Source organism: Rummeliibacillus sp. G93 (assembly GCF_023515935.1).
Taxonomy (GTDB): Bacteria; Bacillota; Bacilli; order Bacillales_A; family Planococcaceae; genus Rummeliibacillus; species Rummeliibacillus stabekisii.
Genome location: NZ_CP097314.1, coordinates 1,117,023 through 1,134,304, shown reverse-complemented (window position 1 = coordinate 1,134,304; position 17,282 = coordinate 1,117,023). Strand labels below are relative to the sequence as shown.

Annotated in this window: 21 protein-coding genes; 4 read left to right on the top strand and 17 right to left on the bottom strand. The window is 36.2% G+C overall.

Annotation, left to right across the window (positions count from 1 at the left end):
• Positions 1 to 2: 2 nt before the first annotated feature.
• The 5 genes from deoB to M2M59_RS05580 all read right to left on the bottom strand — a co-directional run bounded on the left by deoB (position 3) and on the right by M2M59_RS05580 (position 3,974).
• Complete coding sequence (gene deoB, locus M2M59_RS05600; RefSeq protein WP_249775720.1) at positions 3 to 1,205, bottom strand: phosphopentomutase; 1,203 nt, start codon at positions 1,203 to 1,205, stop codon at positions 3 to 5.
• A 79-nt stretch (positions 1,206 to 1,284) separates the two neighbouring features.
• Positions 1,285 to 2,190 carry a site-specific tyrosine recombinase XerD gene (gene xerD, locus M2M59_RS05595; RefSeq protein WP_249775719.1) on the bottom strand — a complete coding sequence of 302 codons (906 nt, stop codon included), beginning with the start codon at positions 2,188 to 2,190 and terminating at the stop codon, positions 1,285 to 1,287.
• A gap of 57 nt (positions 2,191 to 2,247) precedes the next feature.
• Positions 2,248 to 2,745: a ferric iron uptake transcriptional regulator gene (locus M2M59_RS05590; protein WP_066785913.1), complete on the bottom strand. Its 498-nt coding sequence runs from the start codon at positions 2,743 to 2,745 to the stop codon at positions 2,248 to 2,250.
• A gap of 119 nt (positions 2,746 to 2,864) precedes the next feature.
• Positions 2,865 to 3,374 carry a hypothetical protein gene (locus M2M59_RS05585; RefSeq protein ID WP_147194008.1) on the bottom strand — a complete coding sequence of 170 codons (510 nt, stop codon included), beginning with the start codon at positions 3,372 to 3,374 and terminating at the stop codon, positions 2,865 to 2,867.
• Between the two features lie 54 nt (positions 3,375 to 3,428).
• Complete coding sequence (locus tag M2M59_RS05580; RefSeq protein ID WP_249775718.1) at positions 3,429 to 3,974, bottom strand: NUDIX domain-containing protein; 546 nt, start codon at positions 3,972 to 3,974, stop codon at positions 3,429 to 3,431.
• A gap of 70 nt (positions 3,975 to 4,044) precedes the next feature.
• Here M2M59_RS05580 and M2M59_RS05575 point away from each other — a divergent pair, with 70 nt between their 5' ends.
• A complete protein-coding gene (locus M2M59_RS05575) occupies positions 4,045 to 4,944 on the top strand; it encodes an aldo/keto reductase (protein ID WP_249775717.1) in 900 nt (299 codons plus the stop codon).
• Between the two features lie 149 nt (positions 4,945 to 5,093).
• Here the strand turns inward: M2M59_RS05575 and M2M59_RS05570 are convergent, their stop codons facing one another.
• Positions 5,094 to 5,348: a YqkE family protein gene (locus M2M59_RS05570; protein ID WP_147194014.1), complete on the bottom strand. Its 255-nt coding sequence runs from the start codon at positions 5,346 to 5,348 to the stop codon at positions 5,094 to 5,096.
• 180 nt (positions 5,349 to 5,528) lie between these two features.
• Here M2M59_RS05570 and M2M59_RS05565 point away from each other — a divergent pair, with 180 nt between their 5' ends.
• Positions 5,529 to 6,464 carry an alpha/beta hydrolase gene (locus tag M2M59_RS05565; protein ID WP_249775716.1) on the top strand — a complete coding sequence of 312 codons (936 nt, stop codon included), beginning with the start codon at positions 5,529 to 5,531 and terminating at the stop codon, positions 6,462 to 6,464.
• Between the two features lie 28 nt (positions 6,465 to 6,492).
• On the opposite strand, the gene M2M59_RS05560 is transcribed toward M2M59_RS05565, so the two are convergent.
• The 6 genes from M2M59_RS05560 to M2M59_RS05535 form a co-directional block, all read right to left on the bottom strand.
• Entirely contained in the window at positions 6,493 to 6,714 is a 222-nt protein-coding gene (locus tag M2M59_RS05560; protein WP_066785889.1) for a YneF family protein, read from the bottom strand.
• Positions 6,715 to 6,847: 133 nt separating this feature from the next.
• Entirely contained in the window at positions 6,848 to 7,288 is a 441-nt protein-coding gene (gene sirA, locus M2M59_RS05555; protein WP_066785888.1) for a sporulation inhibitor of replication protein SirA, read from the bottom strand.
• A 140-nt stretch (positions 7,289 to 7,428) separates the two neighbouring features.
• Positions 7,429 to 9,432 carry a transketolase gene (gene tkt / locus M2M59_RS05550; RefSeq protein ID WP_249775715.1) on the bottom strand — a complete coding sequence of 668 codons (2,004 nt, stop codon included), beginning with the start codon at positions 9,430 to 9,432 and terminating at the stop codon, positions 7,429 to 7,431.
• A 97-nt stretch (positions 9,433 to 9,529) separates the two neighbouring features.
• Entirely contained in the window at positions 9,530 to 9,766 is a 237-nt protein-coding gene (locus M2M59_RS05545; protein WP_147194020.1) for a DUF896 domain-containing protein, read from the bottom strand.
• A 129-nt stretch (positions 9,767 to 9,895) separates the two neighbouring features.
• Positions 9,896 to 10,552, bottom strand: a complete 657-nt coding sequence (locus M2M59_RS05540; protein WP_249775979.1) for a YneB family resolvase-like protein — start codon at positions 10,550 to 10,552, stop codon at positions 9,896 to 9,898.
• A complete protein-coding gene (locus M2M59_RS05535) occupies positions 10,545 to 10,859 on the bottom strand; it encodes a cell division suppressor protein YneA (protein ID WP_147194025.1) in 315 nt (104 codons plus the stop codon). The genes M2M59_RS05540 and M2M59_RS05535 overlap by 8 nt, the downstream gene beginning before the upstream one ends.
• 167 nt (positions 10,860 to 11,026) lie before the next feature.
• Here M2M59_RS05535 and lexA point away from each other — a divergent pair, with 167 nt between their 5' ends.
• Positions 11,027 to 11,641 carry a transcriptional repressor LexA gene (gene lexA, locus M2M59_RS05530; RefSeq protein WP_147194027.1) on the top strand — a complete coding sequence of 205 codons (615 nt, stop codon included), beginning with the start codon at positions 11,027 to 11,029 and terminating at the stop codon, positions 11,639 to 11,641.
• A 148-nt stretch (positions 11,642 to 11,789) separates the two neighbouring features.
• Here the strand turns inward: lexA and M2M59_RS05525 are convergent, their stop codons facing one another.
• Positions 11,790 to 12,290 carry a GNAT family N-acetyltransferase gene (locus M2M59_RS05525; protein WP_249775714.1) on the bottom strand — a complete coding sequence of 167 codons (501 nt, stop codon included), beginning with the start codon at positions 12,288 to 12,290 and terminating at the stop codon, positions 11,790 to 11,792.
• Positions 12,291 to 12,740: 450 nt separating this feature from the next.
• Between M2M59_RS05525 and M2M59_RS05520 the strand changes: the two genes are divergently transcribed.
• Positions 12,741 to 13,010 carry a hypothetical protein gene (locus M2M59_RS05520; protein WP_249775713.1) on the top strand — a complete coding sequence of 90 codons (270 nt, stop codon included), beginning with the start codon at positions 12,741 to 12,743 and terminating at the stop codon, positions 13,008 to 13,010.
• Positions 13,011 to 13,133: 123 nt separating this feature from the next.
• Here the strand turns inward: M2M59_RS05520 and M2M59_RS05515 are convergent, their stop codons facing one another.
• From M2M59_RS05515 to M2M59_RS05500, 4 genes are all read right to left on the bottom strand, one after another.
• Positions 13,134 to 13,733, bottom strand: coding sequence for a DUF2247 family protein (locus tag M2M59_RS05515; protein ID WP_249775712.1), 600 nt, complete (start codon positions 13,731 to 13,733; stop codon positions 13,134 to 13,136).
• 287 nt (positions 13,734 to 14,020) lie between these two features.
• Entirely contained in the window at positions 14,021 to 15,355 is a 1,335-nt protein-coding gene (gene glnA / locus M2M59_RS05510; protein ID WP_147194035.1) for a type I glutamate--ammonia ligase, read from the bottom strand.
• Positions 15,356 to 15,390: 35 nt separating this feature from the next.
• Entirely contained in the window at positions 15,391 to 15,774 is a 384-nt protein-coding gene (locus tag M2M59_RS05505; RefSeq protein WP_147194037.1) for a MerR family transcriptional regulator, read from the bottom strand.
• A gap of 205 nt (positions 15,775 to 15,979) precedes the next feature.
• A complete protein-coding gene (locus M2M59_RS05500; RefSeq protein WP_249775711.1) occupies positions 15,980 to 17,239 on the bottom strand; it encodes a methionine gamma-lyase family protein in 1,260 nt (419 codons plus the stop codon).
• Positions 17,240 to 17,282 lie beyond the last annotated feature (43 nt).

Here is a 17,282-nt window from a genome sequence, read left to right as displayed (position 1 = left end):
ACTTATTTTAAAAGTTGTAAAAAGCTTGTGCCGAATTCAGGCATTTTGACACCAAAGTTCTCAGCAATAGTCGCTCCAATAGCAGCGAATGTTTCTGTCTTTGGTAGTTCTTTACCTTCTTTCAATCGAGGCGAATAAGCAATTAGTGGAACAAATTCGCGCGTATGGTCTGTTCCAGGGAAAGTAGGGTCGTTTCCATGGTCTGCTGTAATGAGAAGTAAATCATCTTCCTTCATAAGGTCCAACGCTTCTGCTAATCGACGGTCAAATTCTTCAAGAGCTTCTCCGTATCCAATAGGATCGCGTCGATGGCCATATTTAGCATCAAAGTCAACCAAATTAAGGAAAGATATTCCTTGGAAGTCTTTTTTCAAGACATTCACTAATTGATCCATTCCATCATCATTGTCTTGTGTACGGATAGCTTCCGTAACGCCTTCGCCATTGTATATATCTGATATTTTGCCTAATGCTATGACATCAAAGCCTGCATCCTTCAATTCATTCATTACTGTACGGCCAAATGGTTTCAATGCATAATCATGACGATTGGAAGTACGTTCAAAATGGCCTGGTGTACCAACAAAAGGTCGTGCAATAACACGGCCAACTAGATATTCAGGTTTTAACGTAATTTCACGTGCAATTTCGCATATTTTGTATAATTCTTCTAGCGGGATAATATCCTCATGTGCAGCAATTTGCAATACTGGGTCAGCAGATGTATAAACAATAATTGCACCTGTCTCCATATGCTCTTTTCCGAAATCTTCAATGACTTGTGTCCCTGAAGCTGGTTTGTTGCAAAGCACTTTGCGCCCAGTACGTTCTTCTAATTCATCAATAAGCGATTGAGGGAATCCTTCTGGGTACACTTTGAATGGCTTGTTAATATTTAGGCCCATGATCTCCCAGTGGCCAGTCATCGTATCTTTACCTACAGAGGCCTCTTGCATATAGCCATGAAAAGCTTGAGGCTGATCAACAGACTTCATGCCCTCTAAATCTTCTAAGCCGATTATGCCTCGAATATTAGAATAGCCCAACTTTTCCATATTCGGCATTGTGAGCCCTTTCATTTCTTTCGCGATGTGTCCGAGAGTATCCGCGCCAACATCGTTAAAACTAGCTGCATCCGGCGCTTCTCCTATACCTACAGAATCCATGACGATAAGGTGAATGCGTTTAAACGGTTTTATAGTCATAATGTTGCCCTCCTTGTTTATAGATTTATTTTACCAAAATATTTTAAAAAATAAAGGTCAGACATCTGATGTATATATTTTATGCTCTTGGATGGAACTGTTTATATACTTCAGACAACCTTGATTTGCTAATATGTGTATAAATTTGTGTTGTAGAGATATCAGCATGTCCAAGCATTTCTTGCACTGCACGTAAGTCTGCTCCATTTTCAATTAAATGAGTCGCAAAGGAATGACGTAAAATATGTGGCGTCAATTCTTTCGTTATATTCGCTTTTTCTGCATAACCCTTTAATAATTTCCAGAGACCTTGCCTTGTTAACCTTTTCCCTCTCTGATTGATAAATAACGCATCTGTTCGTAGCTTCGGATTCTCAAGATGAAAACGCGCATGATTTAAATAATTCGTACATGCATTAATGGCTGAGTTTCCAAGAGGAATAATCCTCTCTTTGCCGCCTTTCCCAAAAACACGTACAAAGCCCATGGTTAAATGAATATCTTCCATATTAAGTGTTATACACTCACTCACACGCATACCAGTTGCATATAAAAGTTCCATCATCGCTTGATCTCTAACACCTTGTGGCCGCGAAAGATCCGGCATAGAGAGAAGACGATCTATTTCTTCAATTGATAATATTTTTGGCAATTTTTGCTCAATTTTAGGCAATTCTAAATGTACGCTCGGATCATTGTTTGAATATTTTTCTCTTAACAAAAACTGATGAAATGAGCGAATGGATGAAATATGCCTTGATATGGTCCTAGCTGAAATCCCTTTTCTTTGCAAACTCTGCAAATACTTTAAAATCTGCAATTTATCAATTTCATCAAATTTCTCTAACTGACTCGTCTCAAACAAAAACTGTGTATAATCTTTTAAATCTCGTTCGTAGGACTGCAATGTATTTTGTGATAATTGGCGCTCTACTCTTAGAAAGTGAATATAATCTGCAATTGCATCTAGTATTTCTTGTTTCATCGCAATAATCCTCCTAAAACAAAAAAGGACAGCACCTCCGCCATCCTTTCCATTTGTTTAAAAATCTTCATTATTATTTGGATTGTTAACATTCTCTTTGTTTTTTTCTTCGGCATGCTTTTCAGTACAACGCCAGCATATACCGTGAAATGTCAATCGATGGTCCTTTATTTGGAAATTCCACCGTTTTTCAACTACTGCTTCAACATCTTCAAGCAAGTCTTCTTGTATTTCATCAACGGCGCCACATTCGATACAAACGAGGTGATGATGAAAATGAGCTGCACCCTCTTGCCGTAAATCATAACGAGAAACCCCATCGCCAAAATTAATCTTATCGACAATTTTCAGCTCTGTCAGCAACTCTAATGTACGGTACACAGTTGCTAGACCGATTTCCGGTGCTTTCTCCTTTACTAATAGGTAAACATCCTCAGCACTTAGATGATCTTCTTCATTTTCTAAAAGTACTCTAACCGTCGCTTCTCGTTGTGGCGTCAGTTTATAGCTAGCACCATGTAATTGTTTTTTAATTCGATCAATACGGCTCTCCATATGACGCCCCCCTAAACTTCTACCATTATACCAAAAGTTTATTTCTCATTACAAGATTAAGCGACTAAAATACTTATAATGATTGTTTAATGATAATTAATATCAAATGATAAAAATCATTAAAACATAAAATGGATAATGAGAAGCTCAATACCAAATATAAGTGCAGCTAATACTCCAATGGCGATGAGTCGATTCCAATGAAGCCCCTGCCGTCTAGAATTATAAAATGGTTTAGGGACAAGCACAATTGAAAATAACAATAATAAGCAAGTGTATAAAAATTGAATAGGAAACCACCAAAAAACGTAATTCCAAATAGCATTTTGAGTAGCGATTAGATAAGCTGAACAAAAACCAAAAAAGGCGCTTTTACAGACGACTACTAATCTTGTTGCATGGCGGAACCATTGATGTGTAGCAAGCAACACTAAGAAAAGATACGGCATAAATGCTGGCCATAGCGATTGCCACATTTTTGGCTTACCCTCAAACAGAAGGCGAGGATCAATTATAGATATTAGCCATTCGGTTTGTTCGGGAGCTGAAATCTTAAAAGCTATAATTCCACCAATGAAGCCAATTGAAATGATTAGAAAAAAATACGATAGTTGCAATGAACGATTCACTAGGTCACCTACTTTCTAATAGTACAACCTATGCTCCTCGTTCTAAAAAATACCTTATTTTGATAGATTATTTTTTGCCCACATAATTGCTAGAATTGTTTTCGCATCATAAATTTGTTGTTTCTCTACTAAACGCTCCGCTTCTTCAATGGAAACTTCCATAAGTTCAACAAATTCGTCTTCATCTGGGCTTGCTGGCTGTTCTATTTGATATAAATCTGTGGCAGCATAGAGATGGATAATTTCATCAGCAAATCCAGGAGAAGTGGCGAATGAATAAATTTTTTCGAAGTTCTTCGCACCGTAGCCTGTCTCTTCTTCCAATTCACGCATGGCTGTTTTTTCTGGAGCTTCACCTGGCTCGAGCTTACCAGCTGGAATCTCAATAATACTTTGTTCGAGAGGCTTACGATATTGTTCTACCATAACTATTTTCCCTTCTTTTGTTACAGGAATAATAGCAACCGCTCCCGGATGTTTTATTAATTCTCTTGAAGCAGTTTTGCCATTTGGTAGTGTGACTTCATCTTTTTGGACATTAATAATACGTCCTTTATAAATTTCTTCTGTTGAAATAGTTTTTTCTTCAAATTTTTTCATTGTCGAATTCCTCTCTATTGTTATTTATCTATGAATCATTGTACCATTATCTTTAAAGGAGGCGATAGTTTTGGAAAAAAGACGGTTAGGAGCAAGTGAATTACTATTATCAGAAATAGGTCTAGGCTGCATGTCTTTACCGACAAATCGTGTTGACGCATCATATATAGTTGATATTGCAATCGATGCAGGCATCAACTACTTTGATACAGCTGACCTCTATCAGCGTGGCATGAATGAAGAAACCATCGGCCATTTACTAAAAGAAAAGCGAAAAGATATATTACTGGCGACAAAGGTGGGGAATGTATGGAATGCTTCTTCTGATTCATGGCACTTTGACGCTTCCGCTCAACATATCAAAAAAGCTGTCAGAGAGAGTCTGAGTCGTCTTCAAACAGATTATATCGACTTATATCAGCTGCACGGTGGTACCTTAGGGGAAAATTGGGAAGAGATCATTGATACATTCAATGAACTGAAACAAGAAGGTATTATTCGGGAATACGGTATTTCTTCTATTAGGCCAAATGTTTTTATACCCTTTTTAAAAGAGAGCAAAGCTGTATCCATTATGATGCAGTATAGCTTGCTCGACAGACGCCCAGAAGAATGGTTTGATTCCATTAAAGAGCTCGGCGCTTCAGTAGTGACTCGTGGATCTCTTGCTAAAGGACTGCTCACGGATGATTGGAAAAATAGGGTTCAAAAGACCAATGGTTATCTGACATACTCACAAGAAGAACTACAAGCTACCTTAACTAATTTGGCGAATGCGGCCACTTCAGTTCATGTGACCGCCTTGCAAAGTGTTCTCCAGCATAAAGAAATTGCCTCTGCTATTATTGGAGCAAGCACACGAGAACAAATTACAGCAACTATTCAAGCCTATAATCAAATTGACCATTCCAATGATAGTAATTTAGTCGAATTAACAAAGGTAGACCAATATACAGAACATCGACTCTAAAGTATAGTCACCTCAGTTAGGAGATTATTTCATCTAAATTTTCTTATTCAGCCATCAGCTGGATTATAAAAGCCGCGAATAGCTGCATTTAAGGATAGGACAAAGTATGTCTATCTTTTTGATGCAATACTATTCGCGGCTTTTAACCTTTAAAATTTGGAACCTCTGTCTCCATATTCATCTAATAATTCCGCAAAAGATTTATTCTTCTCTCGTTGCTTGCGCTCAAATGCTAATTGTGCTGCTTTTTCTTCTTGTACCTGTTGCTCTTTTGCCACAAGTTCCTTTTTCGCTAGCTTTAACTTTTCCAATACATCTCCGTTTAATTGATCTTGCAATGTAAGCTTTTCATCTTTTTGCTCTTTTTGAGAAGATATATTTTGGTTTTTTCTTTTCTTAGCCATTTACAAAATTCCTTTCAAATTCCATTTCACTTTATCAAAAATCCAAGTCAACTCATATTATATTATAAAGCAATACAAATATTAAAAGTAAAAGACTTCAGAAAAACGAGGGATTTGATTCATTGCAAACAAATCTTTATAGCAGGAATGTAAAAATCTATATTGGAAGCAGGGGTGTCGATGAAAAAGAAGTTTTTTTGGATTTTCGGGTTAGTGACAGGCATTTTTGGCGGCATCCTTTCATTAGCTGGTTACCTAGTTTCAAGCCAACTCATTTATATAAAGAAAAAAGATGACTTGTTTATTTTAGAAAGAGAAAAAAAAGCTTTACGCTACGACGAAAAATGGTTCAATAGAGTAGAAAAAGAAGATATTATAATCTCTTCTCCAAATGGTTACGTCATAAAAGGAATCTATTTTAAGCCCCTACAGACAAAGAAGACAATGATAATTTGTCACGGGGTCACGGAAAATAAGGTAAACTCAGTAAAGTATGTAAGACTTTTTGAACGATTGGGCTTCAATACCATTGTTTATGATCATCGGAGACACGGAGAATCAGGAGGAAAGACCACAAGTTATGGCTTTTATGAGAAATTCGATTTAGAAGCTGTGCTACATTATATAAAAGAACAATTAGGGTACGATTCCATTATCGGTGTTCATGGTGAATCAATGGGTGCAGCTACCACCCTTTTATATGCCGGTATACTGGAAGATAGAGCGGATTTTTATATTGCTGATTGCCCGTACTCAGATTTCTATGAACAGCTTTTGTATTTAATGAAGAAAAAAACTCCATTAAAAAGTCCTTTAGCTATAAAACTTGCTGAGATTTTTTTACGTCTTCGAGATGGCTACTGGTTGAAAAATGTTGCTCCGAGAACAGCCATTCCTAATATTACAAAACCTGTCCTGTTCATTCATAGCCTTCCAGACGACTTTATTTTGCCAGATATGACGATTGAGTTATATCAATTAAAAAAAGGCCCCAAAATGCTAAAGTTATTTGAACATGGGGCACATGCACAATCATTTAATGAAAATCCAGATGAGTATGAAAAAGCTGTGCATACATTTATCGAAAAATATATTACAAATGAACAAGAAACATAAAAAACAGCACTCATTGGAGTGCTGTTTCTTATTTATTGTTTACTTTATTCATTTGGTTCATCATTTGTTTAATTTGTTTTTCTGATGGCTTTCTACCCATTTGAGTCATCATCATACGTAACATTTGTTCATTGATTGGTGGGTTTTCTTTCAGATATTTCATCATATATTGTCTTGCAATAAAGAATCCGCCAACTAAACCAATAATTAACGCTACAATAATTAATGTAATCGCTAGTCCAGTATTCAACTAATTTCCTCCTCTAAATTGTGCATACGAGAATATCTCTCCAAAGAGGATTATACAACAAAAATGTCATCGACACTACTATTTCTCTTATTTTTGGTGACCGAGTCTTTCTCCTTCTAGTAAAGAGGCACTGTTAACTTTCTGCCAGAACAGAAAATTTTGGAGGTTTTAACCAGCCACATTCCATTTCGCCCTTATTGAAGCCAATAAAACCAGAGCTAATTTTTGATAATGTTGCAAATAAATCTAACTCTAACATACGGGAGCCAATACAATAAACATTTAGATAGTATGGCTGAATTTCTATGTGAAGATCCCCTTTGAATTGATTACTTAAATAGATTTCATGGTTTTTAATATTAATAGCAGAAAAACTAGTATGTAAATGTTTTTCTATGCTAGTTTCAATATCCTCAACAGGCAATGTCTCACATAAATAAGCTAATTCCTGTGAAGGATAAAAATTATTTTGGTTCGTTTTGACCCCATTAATTAATTCGAATAGAAGACGTTCTCTACCATATATAAATGATTGATGTTTTGGTTTAATATGAAAGATTGAGTAAACACGCATTTTTAAGCCGCCCCTTTCTTTCTACTAAGTATACCTTCAATCAAGTGAATATTTTGTCAATTTAAACTGTAAATACCCCACTTTCTTTGTCAAAAAACAAAAAGTAGAGGCATATTCCCTCTACTTTTTGGTATTTCTATTTATTTTGCCATTAAAGCTTTAACTTTCTCTACTACGTTGTTTACTGTAAAGCCATATTCTTCGATTACTGTTTCTCCAGGTGCACTAGCTCCGAATCGGTCAATAGCTAAAACATCACCTTCAAAACCAACATATTTATGCCAACCAAATGAAGAAGCCATTTCAATTGCTAATCGTTTTGTTACGTTTTTAGGCAATACGCTTTCTTTATAGGCTGCATCTTGTTCGTCGAAACGACTTAGATCTGGCATTGATACAACTGTAACATCGATTCCTTCACCAGCTAATGCTTTTTTAGCAGCAACAGCTAACTGTACTTCAGAACCGGTTGCTAATAGCAATGCATCAGCCACTTCTTTGTCTGCCTTTTCAACAACATAAGCCCCTTTTTCAACGCCTGTATAGATTGCATTCACATCTACATCAAGCACTGGCAGGTTTTGTCGTGACAACACTAAAGCAGTAGGTTTATTTTTAGATGATACTGCAAGCTTCCATGCAGCGGCAGATTCGTTAGCATCAGCCGGACGGATAACAGAGAGGTTCGGCATCGCACGCAATGCTGCTAAATGTTCAATTGGCTCATGTGTTGGACCGTCTTCACCAACAGCAATAGAATCATGTGTAAACACATATGTCACAGGAAGTCCCATAAGTGCAGATAAACGTACGGCAGGGCGCACATAGTCAGAGAAGACAAAGAATGTTCCACCAAACACGTGAAGACCGCCATGCAAAGCCATACCATTTAATGCAGCACCCATTGCGAACTCACGAACACCGAACCAAATATTACGTCCAGCTCGTTCAGTTGCAGAGAAATCTCCTGCATCCTTAATAGTAGTTTTATTAGAGCCAGCTAAGTCAGCACTTCCTCCAAAGAAAGAAGGCAATTTCTTAGCTAACGCATTAATCACATCACCTGATGATGAACGTGTAGCTACCGATTTGCCTGGCTCGAAAGCTTTGATTTCTGCGTCAAAGTCTTCAGGCAGCTCTCCATTAATTGCTTTTTCTAGCTGTGCAGAAAGTTCTGGGTATGCTTGTTTGTATGCTTGGAATTGTTCGTTCCATACAGATTCAGCTTCTTCCCCTTGAATTTTCGCTGCTTCTTTAAATGTTTCGTATACTTCCTCAGGAACGAAGAAATCTTCATTTTCCCATTGATAAGCTTGTTTTGTTAGTAGAACTTCATCAACGCCAAGCGGTGCACCGTGAGATGATGATTTACCTGATTTGTTAGGAGAACCAAAGCCAATAACTGTTTTAATCTCAATTAATGTAGGTTGTCCTTTATGAGTTTTTGCTTTTTCGATTGCTGAATTAATAGCTTCAATATCATTGCCATCGTCAACCAAGATATAATTCCAGCCATATGCTTTAAAACGTTCAGCTGTATTATCTGAGAATGATTTATTCAAATCACCATCTAATGAAATATCATTACTATCGTATAAGACAATTAGTTTATCTAATTGCAAATGGCCAGCAAGTGAAGCTGCTTCTGCAGATACACCTTCCATTAAATCTCCATCTCCGCAAAGCGCGAATGTATAATGATCTACAATAGAATGTTCTGGTGTGTTGTATACTCCTGCTAAATGTGCTTCAGCCATCGCCATACCAACAGCCATAGCAATCCCTTGCCCCAGTGGACCAGTTGTCGCTTCTACTCCAGCAGTGTGCCCAAATTCAGGATGACCAGGAGTTAATGAATTCCATTGACGGAAGTTTTTAATTTCATCCATCGGTAAGTCATAACCACCTAAATGAAGTAGGCTGTATAATAACATTGAACCATGTCCTGCTGACAATACAAATCTGTCACGGTTAAACCATTTTGGATTTTTTGGATTATGTTGCATTTGTTTTGTCCATAGCGTGTAAGCCATTGGTGCTGCACCCATTGGTAAACCTGGATGACCAGAATTTGCTTTTTCGATTGCATCAATCGACAAAGTTCGAATTGTATTAATTGCAAGCTGATCTGCTTGTAGCGTCATGAATAGACATCCTTTCTGAAAGCAAAGTATTATTCTATTACAGTTTAGTCAACATTATGTCAGAAAACAATATTTTTTCGACATTTACTTTACCTTATTAATTTAAAGGATTATTTCGTTTTTGAATTTCCTTTACCTTTTCCGGTGTTACTTCATCGCCATTTGGATCAAATACTCGGACATGCTCAATGGTGTCTCTCATGGAATTACGGAATGTATCCAGATATTCTTTTCGAAGTGCTGTTTGTTCTTTCGCTTCCTCGACACTTAGTCCTTCTGCTTTTGATTTTCTAGACAGGAAATTAATACGGTCAATCTTTTCTTTTGGCAACATTTATATACACCCTTTCATATTCTTCATATCTTAAAGAGTATGTAAAATATGTTTTAAGTGCAAGCGTTAAGCATTATTTGCATATCAAGCCAACCTGTATTCGAAAGTAAACTTTTCGACAGTTTACAATTAATTATTGTGCTCTTCGAATTCTTTATAGCGTCTATGTACTGTTGCTTTGCTAAGTTGGAAGCCCAATCCATTTAGAGTAGAAGTGATTTCTTCAAATGTTAGCCCTTTATTTCTCAATTGAATAATCTGTTCAATCGGAGCATCAATTCTTTCTCTACCTTCTGGATTGCCCCGATCCTTTAAGTTATTCTCAGGCCTATAGCCGTTTTGTACAGCCCTTTTCATCCCACGACGTATTTTGGCATTATGTAATTTCCTTTGATATTCCTCTACTAGTGCCAATATTTCAAGCAACATTGTATCCATTTCATTCAGCTGGATATTGCCTGCATTATTAAGCGTAAAAATAGTCACTTCCATTTTATTAAGTAGATGTAATACGGCCATGCGACCATTCCCTCGTCCTAATCGCGTTTCATCCTGCACAAACAATGCTGTAATATGTTGTTCTTTAATATAATCCAGCAAATCCATGAGTCCCTCGCGTTCTACGTCATAGCCGCTATGTCGATCTTTAAATACACTCATAACATTATAGCCTTTTGTTTTGGCAAACTCTTTTAGTTCACTTTCTTGCCGTTCTAGCGAAGAATCTTGGGATTCTTTTTCTGTACTCACACGGCAATATAATACTGCTTCTTTCCCTCTATTCATTTTCACTCGCCAACTCTATTCCTCTTTTATTTGTGCTAGTTTTTTTGTATGCAGGAATAGATAAAGTATGACCAGCTATAATGCGTCCGTCAATAATATTGTTTTTATCTTTCACTAAAGAAACCCACTCACTTTTGGATAAATCCCCTTTATAAAGTCCAGATAGCGACCATAAAGTATCTCCTTCTTGGACTTCTATGTTTGTGTAGCTAGTTGTATCCCGATTGATGACCATAAGAATAACCATAATGGCGAATATGAATGCAAATAAATAGGTGGTATTTCGATTTTTTTTAATCCAGTTCATAAGGATCTCCCCTTCATCGAATGTTTGTTCGTAGTTTATATAAATCAATATAATACGAACATGCGTTTTTGTCAAATATATTTCGAACCTATGTTTGCATCCATTTAATAGACATGTTATACTTCATTTAACAATTAAAGAAAATTGCTGATAAGAGGGTGAGCAAATTGAAAAAGGTATCAAAAAGACAAGATGATATATTGGAATTTATAAAAGAAGAAGTACGCACTAAAGGATATCCGCCTTCTGTACGAGAAATAGGCGAAGCAGTAGGTTTAGCTTCCAGTTCAACTGTCCACGGCCATTTGAATAGATTGGAAAGCAAAGGGCTGATTCGCAGAGACCCGACAAAACCGCGCGCTATTGAAATCTTAGATCAAGGAAATGTTACCAAACAGGGTGTTATGCATGTTCCTTTAGTTGGGAAAGTAACTGCCGGGTTACCTATCACCGCTATCGAAAATATTGAAGAGTACTTCCCTATTCCTGACACTTACGGTGGATCAGATGACCATATTTTTATGCTCGAAATCATGGGTGAATCTATGATAGAGGCAGGAATTCTCGATGGAGACTATGTGATTGTCAAACAACAGGCAACTGCCAATAATGGAGATATCGTAGTAGCTATGACGGAGGAGAACGAAGCAACAGTGAAACGTTTTTATAAAGAAAAGGGGCACTTCCGTTTACAACCAGAGAATTCCTCTATGGAGCCAATAATTGTTGAAAACGTTGCTGTTCTTGGTAAAGTTGTTGGTCTTTATCGAAACATATACTGATACTTAAAAAAACAATCGAGTCTATTACATTACCTGTAGACTGATTGTTTTTTTAAAACACAAAACAGATAGCGCGGGTGTTAAATTAGTTTTATTTTGCGCCTACTTAAAGTGCTATTTTGCAGAATGAAAACATTACATGTTACTTTTATTTCTCAACTAGCTTTTTAATCGCCAACATGGACTTACCCTGAATAATACCTGTATCTTCAAATTTAAATGAAGCGTATAATGTTTTAGCTTTGATATTACTTGTTTGATAAAAGAGAGCTATATATTCTGCTTCACCAAATGGCCACGTTACTATTTCCTTCAACATTTTTTCAAATGCAAGTTTGCCATATCCTTTCCCTTGGTAACTATTTCCAATCATAATATGCCAAATAAAATAGCTCTTCTTGCCGTAAAAATCTTCTTTTTCAAACGATTCGTGATCCAACGTATCATAAATATACATCAAAAATCCAACCACCACTTCATCGGCATAAATGGCATAGGGTGCAGCAAATATCCCTTCCGCATTCAACATATGAGCATCTGCAAAGCTTCTTAGGTTAGTAGTTTCTATAAAGTCTTTTTGGTTTTCTTCAACTTCAAGTGCTATTACTTTCTCTATGTTATCTCCAGTTATTTTTCGTAATTCAATCATTTTCTATTTTTTCTCCTCTCTTAATACAATCCACTACCTCCTTGCACATTCAAAACATAGTCACATATCATACGATTATTCTCATAATATGCTGTACAAAGTATTCACCAGTAATAAACTCTACTCTTCCTGATTTTTCATTCTAGCGCCATACATAATTGTAATAAAACTTAAAAACTTCCATTATTCAATATAAGTAAATATATTACAGTGTATAATATAGGTAAATACAGGGTTATAAATTTTTAGATTTAACAGTCAGATGGTTTATACATCATCTGTTGCGCAAAAATATCTCTCGACAATTGAGTGAAGCAAAAACACAACATTTCTGTTTTCCGAAGCGCTTAAGTATGAACGTGATAAGGCTACTATTATTGTTTAGGATTAAGGTTATCTGGGTGAAGTAAGCAAGACTAATATCAAAAAGTGACAGAGGTGGGTTTGAAGATGGATACTTTTAAAACTTCAGAAAATGATGACGGTTCTTATATTGACTTGGAAGTTCTACAACATTACTTGGCAACTGGAAGAGAAGTTGAATTCTACTATCATAAAACAAAATACTATATAGCAAATAGCTCTGAAGGATATATACTTTTAGAAGTATTTCCAGGTTCTGATACTGAGAGTAAGGATATTTCTGATAGTTTTAATGATACAAATATAAAGATTGAAATGGGTGACTTGCTAATTCCTATAGTGTGTTATGGTATTTAGTTTTTTAATTGTCTGTGACTAAATAGAAATAGACCTCAACATGTAAAAGATATTAGGATCCTACGACTTAAAATTGAGTTTATTGTTAGTATTATTTTGGTAATTCGCATTTTTTCTTAAATATTATTCGACTATCTGTTTTTGTTCTTCTAAAAATTGATTCCATCTATTTAAAAATAGTTCTTGATTTTTCTCTGTTACTTCAAAAGTCATCGAGAAATATCGAAAATCACGTGCTGGTATTGAAGGTATTTTAAAATCCCAAATAACATCGTAAACTTTGGTACTGTAGTCTATTTCTTTTAATTCTGAGTCGTATCGTTTCGGATGATTATATTTTTTGGGGTTTTGATACAACCACAATAAAGCAATATAAAGATATTTGTTTTTACAGTCAATCATGAATTGTTTATTTTCCAATAACATTGAATCAATTATTTTCTCTTGTATTAAATCATTAATATACTTTTCAGCTAAGTCTTCTTCATTTTTAAAAAGTGAAGCAAGCTCAAATAGCGTATTTGAAGTATTATCATTAATTGATACCTCTGATACTGCTTTTTCAATAGCATAATTTAGAGAAACATATTGACTTTTTAATCCAAAATATAATTCATTCCAATTTAAAGAGGCATGATCTATAAAGAAAGCATACGGAATATTTAAATTTAACGAGTTCTCTGGCATATCTAAAATAAATTCTTCATTCTGATAATCTGTCATATTAATCATTCATCTCCTTTTCGATAGAATAATCTACCCTTAGGTATTTAACCAATAGCTTGTTGTACCCGGTATCACATTTGATGCGTGATTTGTCCTTCTCTATTAATTGTATAATGAACTATACTTTCTTCTCTTTCAATGTTTTTCCTTCCTTTTATAAATTTACTTTTATTTATACCTTTTGCTATTTATATTTTTTCCAAATTTCGTAAATACTGTATGCATAATAAACACCTATCAATACAAAAAAAGCGCTGGGACTTTGAATCCCAGCGCTTTTTATTTTAGTAAGTCTTCATGTATTGGTCACGTTCCCATTGGTGGACCTGTGTTCTGAAGAAATCAAATTCTATTTCTTTTGCTTCACGGAAATTAGCATAAATATGCTTTCCTAAAGCACCTTGAATGACTTGATCCTCAGCAAGGGCGTGCAATGCGTCATCAAGGTTTGCCGGCAAATTGCCAATGCCTTCTTCTAGTCTTTCTTCAGCATTCATCACATAAATATTCCGATCAACTGCAGGTGGCGGTGTCAACTGTTGCTCAATACCATTTAATCCCGCTTCTAGAATGACAGCCATCGCTAAATAAGGATTTGCTGCTGGATCAACTGAACGTACTTCAATCCGAGTAGATAGACCGCGAGAAGCTGGAATACGGATAAGAGGAGATCGATTCTGTGCTGACCAAGCAATATAACATGGAGCTTCATAACCTGGCACTAATCGTTTATAAGAGTTCACAGTTGGATTTGTCACAGCTGTAAAGCCTTTGACATGTTTTAATACCCCAGCCATAAATTGATATGCTGTATCGCTCAATTGCAGGTCGCCATTCGGATTAAAGAAAGCATTTTCTGACCCTTTAAATAAAGATACATTACAATGCATCCCAGAACCCGCCACACCAAACAATGGTTTAGGCATAAACGTTGCGTGTAAACCGTGTTTGCGAGCAATTGTTTTTACAACCAATTTAAATGTTTGGATGTTATCGCATGCTGTAATCGCATCTGCATATTTAAAATCAATTTCATGTTGGCCCGGTGCTACTTCGTGGTGAGATGCTTCAATTTCAAATCCCATTTCTTCCAACTCAAGCACAATATCACGACGGCAATTTTCACCTAAGTCTGTTGGTGCTAAATCAAAGTAACCACCATGGTCATTTAGTTCAAGTGTTGGTTCGCCCTTTTCATCTAATTTAAATAAGAAAAACTCAGGCTCAGGTCCTAAATTAAAGCTGGTAAAGCCCATTTCTTTCATACGGTTTAATATGCGACGCAAGTTATTTCTTGGGTCTCCTGCAAACGGTGTACCATCTGCACTGTATACATCACAAATAAAGCGGCATACTGTACCTTTGCCGATTGTCCATGGGAATACAATAAATGTATCTAAATCAGGATATAAGTACATATCAGATTCTTCAATACGCACAAAACCTTCAATAGACGAGCCATCGAACATCATTTTATTATCCAACGCTTTTTCTAGCTGACTTACAGGTATTTCTACGTTCTTAATAGATCCTAATACATCTGTGAATTGTAAACGGATAAAATTCACTTCTTTTTCTACTACCAATCTACGAATATCATCTTTTGTAAACTTTCCCAATGAAATCTCTCCCTATATGTAGAATTTTTTAGGTGTTATGAAAAGAAACGAGATAAATCTCCATGTCGGATAGAGGTTTTTTGCATACTTTGCGCTTGACGCATTTCTTCTCGTAAAATCCTTCTTAAATCTTCATCAGTAATTTCTTTCTTCAATTGCTTGGTAACAAGCGGTTCATTTTTCATTTCAAATACTTTTTTAATTCCAGCCATATTGATGCCTTGTTCTAATAAATCCTTAATCTCTAATAAATCATCAACATCATTTAATGAAAACATCCGGCGATTCCCTTCAGTTCTTGCTGGAACAATGAGCTCATGTTCTTCGTAATAGCGAATTTGACGAGCGGTTAAATCAGTTAGTTGCATCACAATGCTAATTGGCAGCAAAGGCATAGTCTTTCTAATCTCTTTATTCAAATCCTTCACCTCACCTTTCACAAGTTAATTTTATAACATGTCAGCTTTACTGTCAACACAATGTTAGGTTTTCTAACATGCAAATTAAAACTTAATTAACAGGAGTTAAAATACGTATTCATTCCTTTAGAAATATAAAAAAACATCCTTCCTTATATTCGGAAGGATGTTTTATTATCTCTTAATAGCTCTGTTTTCTTACCTTTTATTGTTTAGTGCTTTGAAGTTGTTGAGCTGCACTTAAAATCGCAAACTTTACGTGTTCATATGTCAAGCCACCTTGAACATAGGCAGTGTATGGAGGGCGAAGCGGACCATCCGCTGATAACTCAATACTGGCTCCTTGTACAAATGTACCTGCAGCCATGATCACATCATCGTCATAACCTGGCATAGGAGCAGGTTCAGGTGCAAAGTGTGCATTGACAGGGGAATTTTTTTGGATAGCCTGGCAAAATTGGATCATTTGCTCTGGGGTGTTAAATGAAACTGATTGAATTAAATCTGTTCTTTTTGCATCATAGCGCGGTGATGGAGACATCCCAATATCCTCAAGTACAGCAGCAGTAAATATAGCTCCTTTTAATGCTTGAGACACTACATGAGGAGCTAAAAAGAATCCTTGATACATATCTAACAGTGCGTTAAGAGATGGACCTGCCTCTGCTCCAATACCAGGTGAAGTCATGCGGTATGCGCATTGTTCGACATATTTCGCCTTACCTGCAATATACCCCCCAACTTTTGCTAAACCTCCGCCAGGGTTTTTAATTAAAGAGCCTGCCATAAGATCTGCACCCAGTTCAGTAGGTTCTACTGCATCCACAAATTCACCGTAGCAATTGTCTACAAAAATGATGGCGTCACTTTTAATCAACCGGATTTTTTGAATCATTTCAGCGATCTGATCAATCGTAAACGATGGTCTTGTTGCATACCCCTTAGAACGCTGAATAGCAATTACTTTCGTTTTATCAGATACCCTCTCTTCAACCGGATCCCAATCAATATATTGATCGTCCAATAAGTCAATATGCTGGTAACTAATATTGAAGTCTTTTAATGAGCCAGTGTCTTGATCTCCTCCATCCACAATAGACTGAAGTGTATCATATGGTTGTCCTGTAATATACATCAATTCATCACCTGGTCTCAGCACTCCAAAAAGGCTAAGAGTGATGGCATGTGTACCCGAAATAATTTGAGGTCGAACAAGCGCCGCTTCCGCTCCGAATGTCTCAGCATAGATACGCTCTAGATTATCACGCCCTTCATCATCATATCCGTACCCTGTTGAAGGATGGAAATGATGTTCGCTGACATTATTATTACGAAAGGCAGAAAGTACTTTTTGTTGATTATAAAAAGCCATTTCATCCGCACGGTTAAAGTAGGGTTTAACCTTCTCTTCAATTTTCTTTGCTAGCATCAATGTTTCATCTGTTAATGGTGACTTGTAAGCCATTTTCTCTACTCCGTTCTCTCTAATAATTCCAATCATCATTATT

What these genes read in the sequence shown, in the direction of transcription:
- M2M59_RS05565 (WP_249775716.1), top strand. Translation starts at nt 5,529, where the DNA reads ATGAAAAAGAAGTTTTTTTGGATTTTCGGGTTAGTGACAGGCATTTTT.
- M2M59_RS05500 (WP_249775711.1), bottom strand. Translation starts at nt 17,239, where the DNA reads ATGGCTTACAAGTCACCATTAACAGATGAAACATTGATGCTAGCAAAG.
- tkt (WP_249775715.1), bottom strand. Translation starts at nt 9,432, where the DNA reads ATGACGCTACAAGCAGATCAGCTTGCAATTAATACAATTCGAACTTTG.
- M2M59_RS05590 (WP_066785913.1), bottom strand. Translation starts at nt 2,745, where the DNA reads ATGGAGAGCCGTATTGATCGAATTAAAAAACAATTACATGGTGCTAGC.
- M2M59_RS05535 (WP_147194025.1), bottom strand. Translation starts at nt 10,859, where the DNA reads ATGAACTGGATTAAAAAAAATCGAAATACCACCTATTTATTTGCATTC.
- M2M59_RS05525 (WP_249775714.1), bottom strand. Translation starts at nt 12,290, where the DNA reads ATGATTGAATTACGAAAAATAACTGGAGATAACATAGAGAAAGTAATA.
- M2M59_RS05520 (WP_249775713.1), top strand. Translation starts at nt 12,741, where the DNA reads ATGGATACTTTTAAAACTTCAGAAAATGATGACGGTTCTTATATTGAC.
- M2M59_RS05515 (WP_249775712.1), bottom strand. Translation starts at nt 13,733, where the DNA reads ATGACAGATTATCAGAATGAAGAATTTATTTTAGATATGCCAGAGAAC.
- M2M59_RS05580 (WP_249775718.1), bottom strand. Translation starts at nt 3,974, where the DNA reads ATGAAAAAATTTGAAGAAAAAACTATTTCAACAGAAGAAATTTATAAA.
- deoB (WP_249775720.1), bottom strand. Translation starts at nt 1,205, where the DNA reads ATGACTATAAAACCGTTTAAACGCATTCACCTTATCGTCATGGATTCT.
- M2M59_RS05545 (WP_147194020.1), bottom strand. Translation starts at nt 9,766, where the DNA reads ATGTTGCCAAAAGAAAAGATTGACCGTATTAATTTCCTGTCTAGAAAA.
- M2M59_RS05570 (WP_147194014.1), bottom strand. Translation starts at nt 5,348, where the DNA reads ATGGCTAAGAAAAGAAAAAACCAAAATATATCTTCTCAAAAAGAGCAA.
- sirA (WP_066785888.1), bottom strand. Translation starts at nt 7,288, where the DNA reads ATGCGTGTTTACTCAATCTTTCATATTAAACCAAAACATCAATCATTT.
- xerD (WP_249775719.1), bottom strand. Translation starts at nt 2,190, where the DNA reads ATGAAACAAGAAATACTAGATGCAATTGCAGATTATATTCACTTTCTA.
- M2M59_RS05540 (WP_249775979.1), bottom strand. Translation starts at nt 10,552, where the DNA reads ATGAATAGAGGGAAAGAAGCAGTATTATATTGCCGTGTGAGTACAGAA.